The 334-nt window shown below is 45.2% G+C and carries 1 protein-coding gene; it reads left to right on the top strand.

The features are described 5' to 3' along the window. Positions 1 to 334: DUF4301 family protein (locus F1E73_RS17505; RefSeq protein ID WP_150452716.1), on the top strand; the 334-nt coding region annotated here is incomplete at both ends.

Genomic DNA, 334 nt, shown 5'->3' with positions numbered 1-334 from the left:
CGCCACTCCTTTTGAGGAGCATTTAAAGGAAGCAGCCGCCTATGCGTCTGTAAATAACGAGGCAGCTTTGCATTTCACTATTTCCGAGCAGCATGGGGAAATGTTTAACGAAGAGTTTAAAACGGCTGGGGAAAGAGTGTCGGCAGAAGCCAAGGTGTCTTTTTCGGTATCCTATTCCTTCCAAAAATCATCTACGGATACTATTGCCGTGGATATGGATAATAAACCCTTTAGGGAGGCGGACGGCTCTCTTTTATTTAGGCCTGGAGGGCACGGGGCGCTGATAGAGAACCTAAACGAGGTGGATGCAGATATTATTTTTATTAAAAACATC

Source organism: Arenibacter lacus, from assembly GCF_008711145.1.
In the GTDB taxonomy this organism is placed as follows: domain Bacteria; phylum Bacteroidota; class Bacteroidia; order Flavobacteriales; family Flavobacteriaceae; genus Arenibacter; species Arenibacter amylolyticus.
The sequence above is the reverse complement of the archived record's forward strand: the minus strand, read 5'-3'. Positions and strand labels throughout refer to the sequence as shown.